This window comes from Bacteriovorax sp. DB6_IX, assembly GCF_000447775.1.
GTDB lineage: Bacteria > Bdellovibrionota > Bacteriovoracia > Bacteriovoracales > Bacteriovoracaceae > Halobacteriovorax_A.
This window is the reverse complement of record NZ_AUNJ01000412.1, coordinates 1-5,910: the sequence shown is the minus strand read 5'-3', so window position 1 is coordinate 5,910 and position 5,910 is coordinate 1. Positions and strand designations below refer to the sequence as shown.

At 38.5% G+C, this 5,910-nt stretch carries 5 protein-coding genes; 3 read left to right on the top strand and 2 right to left on the bottom strand.

Annotated features, from left to right (window positions below):
• Nucleotides 1–161: 161 nt before the first annotated feature.
• Together metG and leuS are read right to left on the bottom strand one after the other, a co-directional pair.
• Nucleotides 162–1,643 (bottom strand): methionine--tRNA ligase, encoded by a 1,482-nt coding sequence (gene metG, locus M901_RS12945; protein ID WP_021278649.1) that lies wholly within the window; start codon nt 1,641–1,643, stop codon nt 162–164.
• A 10-nt stretch (nt 1,644–1,653) separates the two neighbouring features.
• A complete protein-coding gene (gene leuS / locus M901_RS12940; protein WP_021278651.1) occupies nt 1,654–4,062 on the bottom strand; it encodes a leucine--tRNA ligase in 2,409 nt (802 codons plus the stop codon).
• 143 nt (nt 4,063–4,205) lie between these two features.
• On the opposite strand from leuS, the gene M901_RS12935 reads away from it, so the two are divergent.
• The 3 genes from M901_RS12935 to M901_RS12925 form a co-directional block, all read left to right on the top strand.
• Nucleotides 4,206–5,303: a retropepsin-like aspartic protease gene (locus tag M901_RS12935; protein WP_198295401.1), complete on the top strand. Its 1,098-nt coding sequence runs from the start codon at nt 4,206–4,208 to the stop codon at nt 5,301–5,303.
• Nucleotides 5,281–5,700, top strand: coding sequence for a hypothetical protein (locus M901_RS12930; protein WP_034722204.1), 420 nt, complete (start codon nt 5,281–5,283; stop codon nt 5,698–5,700). The genes M901_RS12935 and M901_RS12930 overlap by 23 nt, the downstream gene beginning before the upstream one ends.
• Before the next feature lie 27 nt (nt 5,701–5,727).
• Nucleotides 5,728–5,910: hypothetical protein (locus M901_RS12925; protein WP_021278652.1), on the top strand; the 183-nt coding region annotated here is incomplete at its 3' end.

Sequence of the window (5,910 nt, the reverse complement as noted above, 5' to 3'; positions counted from 1 at the left end):
GGTAGCGACAGTTGGTAATTTTAGTTAAATTTAGCTTTATTTTATAAGGTCTTGGAAAGATAGGGTGATTAAAGAAAAAGTTGGTTAGTGTTCACTTTTTGAAACAATAAAATATATCCACAATATCGCCCCATTCATAAGGCGATACTGTGGATTCAATTTTATTTATTTTCTATTTTCGGAAATAGTGCTTCTGGAGCTTGAATATCAAATTTGGCCTTTCCAAACTCAAGAAGTTCAGCACCTTCAATGTCAGCACCAATATAACCTGATGCGGTTTCTGTTGTTTGAGGAACAAAGGCCTGTAGAAGATAAGTTGCGGCACTCATTCCAAAGAGACAGTTGTAAACAATCTTAGAAAATGTCTCAGTGTCTTCCTTATACTTCCAAGGTTCTTTATCATTAACATATTGGTTCATCTGATTTACAAGTTCCCAAATAACATCCATGGCCTTATTGTGTTCTCTCTTATCCATGAATTCACTTGCACGCTTGTAAATCTCAGCAACTTGAATTTCCTGATCAACACCTTCACTTGTAAAGATATGATCAGGCATTACCTTTCTTGCGAGTTTGATAACTCTCATAAGTAGGTTTCCATAATCATTTCCAAGTTCAGCATTATGTTTTGCAATGAGCTCATCAACAGAGAATTTACCATCTGAAGTTGCAGAGATATTTCTTAGGAGATAGTAACGAACAGTGTCTGTAGGAAATCTCTCTAGCATATCAAATGGATCAACAACATTTCCAAGAGACTTACTCATCTTCTTTCCGTCTTCCGCAAGAATCATCCCGTGAACATAGACTTGTTTTGGAAGAGGAAGGTCCGCAGCTTTTAGCATACATGGCCAGATAACAGAGTGGAACCAAAGAATATCTTTACCAATGACGTGCATATCGGCTGGCCAAAACTTTCTTTGATCTTCCGACAGGGCCGAGTAGTAATTGATTAGGGCATCAAACCATGTATACATAACAAAATTATCATTACCTGGAACAGGAACACCCCAGTTCTGTGTTGGTCTAGAAATTGCGAGATCTCTAAGATCATCTGCTTCAAGACGGCTTAGGATTTCTTTATATCTCGCGGCCGGTGCGATAAAGTCAGGGTTCGCTTTTAGATGGTCAATAATCCAGCTCTGGAATTCAGAGAGCTTGAAGAAGTAACCTTCTTCCTCTTTCTTTTCAAGTTGCTTGTGGTGTTCTGGACAGTTTCCATCTGGAGCTTGAAGCTCTGTATAGAATGACTCACATGATAGACAGTACATTCCAGAGTAGTGTCCATGATAGATAAGCCCTTTAGATTCTATCTTTTGCCAGATTTCAGTAGAGGCATCATGGTGCCTTTTCTCAGTTGTTCTAATAAAGTCATCGTACTGAATATTTGCTTTTTCACAAAGCTCTTTAAATACTTCAACATTTTCAGCAACAAAGGCTTCAGTTTCTTTCCCCGCCGCCTTAGCTGATTCAATTAATTTCTGTCCATTCTCATCAGTCCCTGTCAGAAAGTGTGTTTCCATACCTTTCATCTTGTACCAACGATTGTAACTATCTGTGACGATCTTCTCGTAGGCGTGACCAATATGTGGCCTACCATTTGGATAATCGATTGCAGTTGTACAGTAAAATTTATTCGACATTTTAATTCCTTTAACCTTTCACTACGATGTTACAGATTCTACCTGGAACATAGATTTCTTTAACAATTGTTCCCGTTAGGAATTTACTTACTCTTTCGTCAGCCTTGGCCTGAGCAAGAAAATCTTCCTTTGCAATATCTGCAGGTACATCAATTGTTGCCCTTGTCTTACCATTTACTTGAATTGCCATTGTGATGAGATCATCTTTTGCTAGAGCTTCATCAAACTTTGGCCATGCTTCATAAGCAAGAGTCTTATCTCCTCCTAAGTTGGCCCAAATTTCTTCAGCAGCGTGTGGTGCCATTGGACTTAGAAGAAGAGCGAAAGTTTTTGCTGTCTCAACAGAAACACTTCCTTTTTTTATAACTTCGTTATTCATTACCATGAGAGCTGAGATGGCAGTATTAAATCTCATATTCTCAATGTCTTCAGTAACTTTCTTAATCGTCTTATGAAGTGTTTTTAAAGTGTCTTGGTCTTTTTCTGCACCTTCATAAGTATTCTCTTTGTTTCCATAGAACATAAAAGATTTTCTAAGGAAAGTGTGAACACCTTTTACACCCTTTGTTTGCCATGGTTTTACTTTCTCAAGTGGCCCCATGAACATCTCATACATTCTGAGTGAATCAGCACCAAACTCATTAACGATATCATCTGGGTTGATAACGTTACCACGAGACTTACTCATCTTTTCTCCATCTGGAGCAAGAATCATCCCTTGGTTAACAAGTTTTTGGAATGGCTCTTTTGTTGAAACATAACCTAGATCAAAAAGAACTTTGTGCCAGAATCTTGCGTAGAGTAGGTGAAGAACTGCGTGTTCAATTCCTCCAACATAGAGATCTACTGGCATCCAATATTTTTCAAGATCTTCATCCCATGGCTTGTCTGGGTTCTTAGGATCAATATATCTAAGGTAATACCAACAAGACCCGGCCCAGTTAGGCATTGTATTTGTTTCACGTCTTGCTTTCTTTCCTGTCTTTGGATCAGTGATATAAAGCCATTCATCAATTTTTGCTAGAGGAGATTCTCCTGTTCCCGATGGCTCATACTTTTCAACATCTGGAAGAACAACTGGAAGTTCATCTTCATCTAAACATCTAACTGTACCATCTTCATATTTTAAAATTGGGAATGGTTCACCCCAGTATCTTTGGCGAGAGAATAACCAATCTCTAAGTTTGTAATTGATTTTCTTTGTTCCTACATTCTTCTCTTCAAGCCATGCAATTGCTTTAGTGATCGCTTCTTCTTTTCCAAGTCCATCTAGGAAGTCTGAATTAATGTGCTCTCCATCTCCAGTAAAAGCAGCTTCATTGACATCGCCACCCTTAAGAACTTCAACGATAGGGAGTTCATATTTCTTAGCGAATTCCCAATCTCTTTCATCGTGACCTGGTACGGCCATAATAGCACCTGTACCATATGAGATAAGAACATAGTCAGCGACCCAAATCGGAATCAGCTTTCCGTTTACAGGATTTGTAGCATAAGCCCCTGTGAAAACACCTGATTTGTCTTTGTTAAGATCAGTTCTTTCAAGATCAGACTTTAGTGAAGTCGTTTTAAGATATTCTTCAACAGCAGTCTTTTGCTCTGCTGTTGTAATTTTTGAAACAAGGTCATGTTCTGGAGCAACTACCATATAAGTTGCACCAAAGAGTGTATCTGGACGAGTTGTAAAAACTTCTAGCTCTCCATGTCCACCTTCAACAGCAAACTTAACTGTGGCACCTTCGCTTCTTCCAATCCAATTTCTTTGTAATTCTTTAATTCCTTCAGGCCAGTCAACATCTTCAAGGTCATCGATAAGTCTGTCCGCATATTCAGTAATCTTTAGCATCCACTGCTTCATTGGACGTCTCTCTACAGGGTGCCCACCAACTTCAGATTTACCATCGATAACTTCTTCGTTAGCAAGAACTGTTTTAAGTGCAGGACACCAGTTTACAGAAATCTCATCTTCGTAAGCTAAGCCCTTGTTGTAGAGTTGAACAAAAATCCACTGTGTCCATTTGTAGTAATCAACATTACTCGTCGCAATTTCTCTGGACCAGTCATATGAGAAACCAAGAGTCTTAAGCTGTCTTGTAAATGTTCCAATATTTTTCTGAGTTGTTTCTTCTGGATGTGTCCCTGTTTTGATTGCATAGTTTTCTGCAGGTAGACCAAAAGAGTCCCAACCCATTGGGTGAAGAACGTTATACCCATTCATTCTCTTGTAACGAGACATGATGTCTGTTGCCGTGTACCCCTCTGGGTGTCCAACGTGTAGTCCCGCTCCTGATGGGAAAGGGAACATATCTAGGGCATAGTACTTTGGTTTTGAACGATCGCTTGAATCCGTTTTAAACGTCTCGTTCTCTTCCCAATACGCCTGCCATTTCTTTTCGATTTCTCCAAAGTTGTACTGCATCAATTCCTCACTAAATTATTTAATTTGATCTTAAATGAAAGTCATCCGATACTATCAGAAAGAACTAGTTTTAAAAAGGGTTTAGGGGAATTATGACGATCTTTTGTCGCGGTGTGTTTCTATTTTTATTTTCAACATTTATCATGGCCAGTTCGGTTGAATTACCAATCATAAAATCAGTTGGATCACTAGTGATTACCCAAGTCAAAATTGGTGAAAAAGATTATCAATTTCTCCTGGATACAGGATCAAATGCAAACTTCCTCTCGGCTGAAACAGCTAAGTCATTAGGAAAGGCTTTAGAAAGGGCTCCTGAAAAAGATACTTTCGTAAATACCTTTGGTGGAAGACAGAAGTCAGAGGCCTATAAATTAACGGTGAAGCTTGGCGGTTTTGAATTTCCTAAGATGCTTAGCTACGTTATGAACACTAAGAAATTCAATGAAGACCAAGACGGGATTAATTGTTGTGATGGTATTCTTGGCATAGATTTTCTTAAAGACAACTTTGTACAAGTGAATTTAGCGCAGAAGAAAATTACAATTTCAAATACATTTAAAAAGAAAAACTTAAAGGGTTGGAAGAGAATTCCAATTAAAATGGTTGGAAAAAACATCATTAGCTTTAAGTGTGAAGCTGGTGGGAGTTCTTTCAACTTTGGACTGGATTCAGGTAATGAAATCCCGATCATTTTCCATACTCATAAAGTAGATGATCTTCTTCTTCGTGAGCAAATGTTTTCTCAAGGCTATCAAGGGGCAGGACTTCCTTTTTTCCATGTTGAGAACCTAAAATGTGGAGAGGTGAAAACACCTAAAGTACTTTCTACTTACTTCTATGGGGCAAAAGGAGCACTGACTCATAAATTTGTTGATGGCAATGTTGGGTCGCATATTCTAGGGAAAAATTATATTCTCGATCTAAAAAATGAAGCTATTTGGGTAAAAGGAGAAGCTCTAGATTTTAAAATTGGAACTAAGACTTATAAGTATCTTCCAGATTTTAAATTCCAAAAAGGGCATCGCTCAATTATTCATCAGGCCGTTTCACTTATTGTAAATTCGTGCGCAGAGGCAAGTGCTTTCCAAGATTGTGTGCGAAAGTTATGTTCGATAGAGGGAAAGAAACTTTGTGTCTTTAAAGAAACGCGCAAGAATTTCGATGACTTCGTAAAGTATCAGTATCCTGTTCGAACTAGGGACTGCTCGATTCCTCGACTTGTTACAAGAGTTAAGATTTAGACCCGTTCAATATAATTATTGTTGGTACAAACTTAGTGAAGTCAATCAAGCTTACTACCCAAAGAAGTTTAAACCAATTGAACTTAAAGGGCATCTTGCTATGTTTGAATCACAGGTTACTTTATTAGAAGTATCAAACCCCGTGAGATTAACAAGAGACTTCTATTGTTATGCTGTTTCCCAAGGAATTATTAATGAGAGAACGCTACCGGCCACGATGTTTGGCTTATCTGTAAAAGGACTAACACTATCTAAGAAAAGCCTAAGTTTTTATCGTGACTGGATGAAAACTCCTAATGGGGTGAAGTGCCAAGAACTTGTTCTTTCGACTGTAGGAGAGAAGCCGGCGATTAAATTAGAGAGTTACTTCGACAAGGTAATATTTGGCCCTTGTTAATCCTTATACTATTCTTGGGAGACGGGAGTGCGTCAGTTTGATGAGAGCTACAGAGTGACTGTTAATCATGAGCTCCTACATGCTGTTTACTCCTTGTCCCCAAAGGCCAAGAAGCTGGCAAAGTCAATGTGGGAGGGCTTGAAGGAAGATCAAAAAGAGAATTTTAAAAAGGCTCACCCGAGTTATGATTTTGAAAATGAAACGATTCTT